Source organism: Yoonia sp. (assembly GCF_014859355.1).
Classification (GTDB): domain Bacteria; phylum Pseudomonadota; class Alphaproteobacteria; order Rhodobacterales; family Rhodobacteraceae; genus Yoonia.
This window is the reverse complement of sequence record NZ_JACUUJ010000075.1, coordinates 1-4,266: the sequence shown is the minus strand read 5'-3', so window position 1 is coordinate 4,266 and position 4,266 is coordinate 1. Positions and strand designations below refer to the sequence as shown.

4 protein-coding genes are annotated in these 4,266 nt (G+C 57.4%); all 4 read right to left on the bottom strand.

Annotation, left to right across the window (positions count from 1 at the left end; all coding sequences use genetic code 11):
- The coding region (locus tag IBX59_RS14735) for a prepilin peptidase (RefSeq protein ID WP_296376917.1) at positions 1–308 on the bottom strand (308 nt) is incomplete at its 3' end.
- Positions 309–364: 56 nt separating this feature from the next.
- Entirely contained in the window at positions 365–1,963 is a 1,599-nt protein-coding gene (pgi, locus tag IBX59_RS14730) for a glucose-6-phosphate isomerase (RefSeq protein ID WP_296376915.1), read from the bottom strand.
- A 3-nt stretch (positions 1,964–1,966) separates the two neighbouring features.
- On the bottom strand, positions 1,967–2,638 hold the full coding sequence (gene pgl, locus IBX59_RS14725) for a 6-phosphogluconolactonase (RefSeq protein ID WP_296376913.1): 672 nt from the start codon (positions 2,636–2,638) through the stop codon (positions 1,967–1,969).
- Positions 2,639–2,717: 79 nt separating this feature from the next.
- On the bottom strand, positions 2,718–4,172 hold the full coding sequence (gene zwf / locus IBX59_RS14720) for a glucose-6-phosphate dehydrogenase (RefSeq protein ID WP_296376911.1): 1,455 nt from the start codon (positions 4,170–4,172) through the stop codon (positions 2,718–2,720).
- Positions 4,173–4,266 lie beyond the last annotated feature (94 nt).

The following is a 4,266-nucleotide window of genomic DNA, read 5'->3' as shown; positions in this document are numbered from 1 at the left end:
ACAAAAACCATCAGCGCAAAAATCCCTTTTTCCAAGGGCACAAACAGCGCCACGCCTGTCATCAGCTTGACCGCACCTGCACCAAAACCCGCAAAGACAAACCCCAATATCCCGACAACAAAAACCCCTGCCGCCAGCCCCATTTGCCAACCAAGGGCAGCGCGGTCATGCGCAGTTGCCGCAACGACGACGAACATGACAAAGGGCAACAATGTTAACCAATTGGGAATTTTACCCGTCCGCAGCTCCACGAAAATTGCCGCCAACAGGACAACAGCCATGGCATAGGGCAGATATTCCACGATCATTTCTGGGCCTTTCCGTTCCGAATCCCGCCGCAATTTATGGCAGCGCAGCGACAACCTTACACCCCATTGCGGCGCAAATATCCCACCAATGCGGCGGTCGAGCCATCTTTCCCATCTGTGCCAGTTGCACCTTCGATGACAGGTTGCAGGGCTGTGGCCAGTTCCTTGCCCAGTTCAACGCCCCATTGGTCATAAGAATTAATGCCCAGCACCACGCCTTCCACGAACACCCGATGTTCATAAAGCGCGATGATTTGCCCCAAGGCAAAGGGCGTCAGCTGCGGATAGGCGATGGTAACAGATGGGCGGTTGCCCGCAAAAACACGATGACGCGCTTGCCGTTCCAATTCGGCATCTTTGAACCGGCCCGCCAGTTTGGCGCGCGCCGCATCCAGACCGCGCCCACGCATCAGCGCCTCGGACTGGGCCAGGCAATTGGCGACCAGCAATTGGTGCTGGTGGTGCAGATCATCCTCGTGCCCCCGCGCGGCAACAAGAAATTCACACGGCACGACCCGGGTGCCCTGATGGATCAGCTGATAGAATGCATGCTGGCCGTTCGTGCCCGGTTCCCCCCAAACCACCGGGCCAGATGGCACCGCCAAGGCATCGCCATCGATGCTGACGCCCTTGCCGTTGCTTTCCATCTCAAGTTGCTGAAGATAAGCAGGCAAGCGACTGAGGTTGTTGTCATAAGGCAGAACAGCCCGTGTTGCGTAGCCGCAAATCTGGTTGTGCCAAATGCCGACCAATGCCAGCAAAGCAGGCAGGTTTTCAAGCCAATCTGCCGATTTGAAATGCACATCCATCGCCTGCGCCCCCCGCAGGAACGCGCGAAATGCATCCGGGCCAATCGCCATCATCAAAGACAGGCCAATCGGGCCCCACATCGAATAACGCCCGCCGACCCAATCAGCGAAACCAAAGACCCGTTCCGGGTCGATCCCGAATTCCGCCGTCTTGTCCGCCGCTGTCGACAAGGCGACGAATTGGGCAGCAGGGTCGCGCACCGTTCCGCCCATCCACGCCAAAGCTGTGCGGGCGTTGGTCATGGTTTCAATGGTGGTAAAGGTCTTTGACGCGACAATCACAAGTGTTGTCGCCGGGTCGCAACCGCGCAAGACACCGGCAATATCGGCTGGATCGACATTGCTGACAAAATGGCAGCGTGGCCCATCGTGGTAGGGGGCCAGCGCCAATGTCGCCATCGCCGGGCCAAGGTCGGACCCACCAATCCCGATATTTACAACATCGGTGATTGCACCGCCCTGCCCGACAAAGCGCCCCTTGCGGACATCGGCGGCAAAGCTTTCCATCCGGGCCAGCGTGGCCCGCACATCTGGCATGACGTCCTTTCCGTCAACCATGACAGGCCCGCCATCAAGGTTGCGCAATGCAGTGTGCAAGACTGCGCGGCCTTCGGTTTCATTGATCGGGGCACCGGCAAACATGGCATCGCGTTTTGCCGCGACGCCGGTTTGGTCCAGCAAATCAATCAACATTGCGCGGCCATAGGTATCTATGTTCGTCTTGGCATAATCTAGCAGCATGTCGCCGGCCTGCGCGGAAAATGCAGCCGCACGATCCGCATCTACCAAAGATTCAAAGCGCCGGTCAGCCACTTGCGCGTGATGCTCTCTCAGCAAGTTCCACATGTCTTATTGCTCCGCCCAGTGAACTGTTGTGCCGGGCAAGATCGCCGCGACAGGTGCTTCTTGCGCTGAAACAGCGCGCGCTTTTTCCAGCGCGGCCCGCTTTTCCAGCCCAACAATCACCAAATGCCGGTTCATTGCCCCGTTCAGCACTTTGGCTGACAAGGTGATACGCGGTTCGGGCGCGCCGGGCGCGCGCATTGCCACAAGGATATCATCACCGCTCAAGGCCCGCTCCAACTGATCCGCCTCGGGAAACATGGACGCTGTGTGCATATCGGCCCCCATACCCAGCAAAGCAACCGACAGCGGCAGCACCGGGGCGATGTTGGCGGCAAGTTCGCCGAGCTTTTCCTCTGGTGTGGGGGCATCAGCATAAAGTGGCAGATAAACCGCGGCCGCGGCCCTGTCTGTCAGCAGGTGTTCGCGCAAGAGGCGCGTGTTTGATCGTGCATCGGTTGTCGGCACCCAACGTTCATCGGTCAGCATCACATGCACGCGGTCCCACGCCAGATCAACGGCGCAGAGCGAATCAAAAATCGGCGCCGGCGTCGTACCGCCCGGCACGGCGATTGACACACGATCATGCATGGAAAGCGCTGTCCGCAATTCGCTTGCCAAAAGATCGGCAAGACGTATCATCATCATCTCTGCATCAGGATAGTCGATAATCTGCATCGGATTGTTCCCCACTGATGTTGTCTCGCACGAGTGTATACCTAACGCGCGCAGTCTTCATCCTGTTTGCATGAATTAATCAGGCCTTGATTTCTCGCCACTTGCGACCGTCACGGTGCATCAGCATCAACGCATCCTCTGGCCCGGTTGACCCGGCTTCATAATGCTTGGGCACATCCTCGCGCTCTTCCCACCCTTGGATAAGCGGGTCAGTCCAGGCCCATGCGGCTTCAACCTCGTCGCCGCGCATAAACAGGGTCTGGTTGCCCCGGATCACATCCATGATCAGCCGCTCATAGGCGTCAGGCACATCGCCGGCGTCGGGGCCAAGCGCATCGGCAAACGTCATATCCAGCGGCACATCCACCAGCCGCATGCCCCCCGGGCCAGGTTCCTTGATTGTCACCTGAAGGTCGATCCCTTCGTTGGGTTGCAACCTGATCGACAGGATATTGCGATGGCGGGCCTCGTCGCCTTCGAAAATAGTGTGACCAAGATCTTTGAAAACAACAGAAATTTCTGACGCACGCGCCTTCATCCGTTTACCCGTGCGCAGATAGAACGGCACCCCGGCCCACCGCCAGTTGGCGATATGGCACTTCATCGCGACAAAGCTTTCGGTCAGGCTGCGCGGGTTTTCCGCGTCTTCGCGATAGCTGGGGCCAAGCGCATCAGCATCATATTGCCCGCGCACAATGTGCTGCGGTTCGACCGGCTGCAGCGCGCGGATAACCTTGAGCTTTTCATCGCGCACCTCATCCGCACCAAACTGGCTGGGGGGTTCCATCGCGATCAGGCACAAAAGCTGCATCAGGTGGTTTTGCACCATGTCACGCATCGCGCCGGATTTGTCATAATAAGCGCCACGGCCTTCGACACTGACCGTTTCGGCAACCGTGATCTGGATATGGTCCACGTAGTGGTTGTTCCAAATCGGCTCAAACAGCATGTTGCCGAACCGGACCGCCATCAGGTTTTGCACCGTTTCCTTGCCCAAGTAGTGATCAATGCGGTAAATCTGGCGTTCGTCAAAATGGGCTGCCAAGGTCGCATTCAGCGCACGCGCCGACTCCAGATCACGGCCGAAAGGTTTTTCAACCACGATCCGGCTGTCGGCATTGGCAATCTTGTTGCGGTGCAGCCGTTCAGCCAGATCACCAAAAAAGGCTGGTGCCACGGAAAAGTAAAAGGATTGCACAACATCCTGTCTGACCATAGCGCCCAGTTCGGCCCAACCGGCATCACCTTTCGCATCAATCGCAATATAATCAATGCATTGCAGAAAGTCCTTCAGGCCTTTCTTGTCATGCGATTCTTTTCCACCAAATGCCGCAATTGCATCGGCGGTCATGGCGCGAAAAGCCGCGCTGTCCATCTCCGAGCGCGCCGCACCAATAATGCGCGAACCCTGCGGCATCTGGCCTGACAGGAACCGCCGGAACATCCCCGGCAAGATCTTGCGACGGGCAAGATCACCCGTACCGCCAAAAATGACCAGATCAAAGGTTTCAACCGGAATAACACGCGAGACCATGGTTTGCGATGCTTTCTATCTAATTGCGTTAGCGCTAACGCTGCGTGGCTACTGTATCTTTTTCATCATGTCCACTCGTTTCAAGATGTTGTGC

What these genes read in the sequence shown, in the direction of transcription:
- pgi (WP_296376915.1), bottom strand. Translation starts at nt 1,963, where the DNA reads ATGTGGAACTTGCTGAGAGAGCATCACGCGCAAGTGGCTGACCGGCGC.
- pgl (WP_296376913.1), bottom strand. Translation starts at nt 2,638, where the DNA reads ATGCAGATTATCGACTATCCTGATGCAGAGATGATGATGATACGTCTT.
- zwf (WP_296376911.1), bottom strand. Translation starts at nt 4,172, where the DNA reads ATGGTCTCGCGTGTTATTCCGGTTGAAACCTTTGATCTGGTCATTTTT.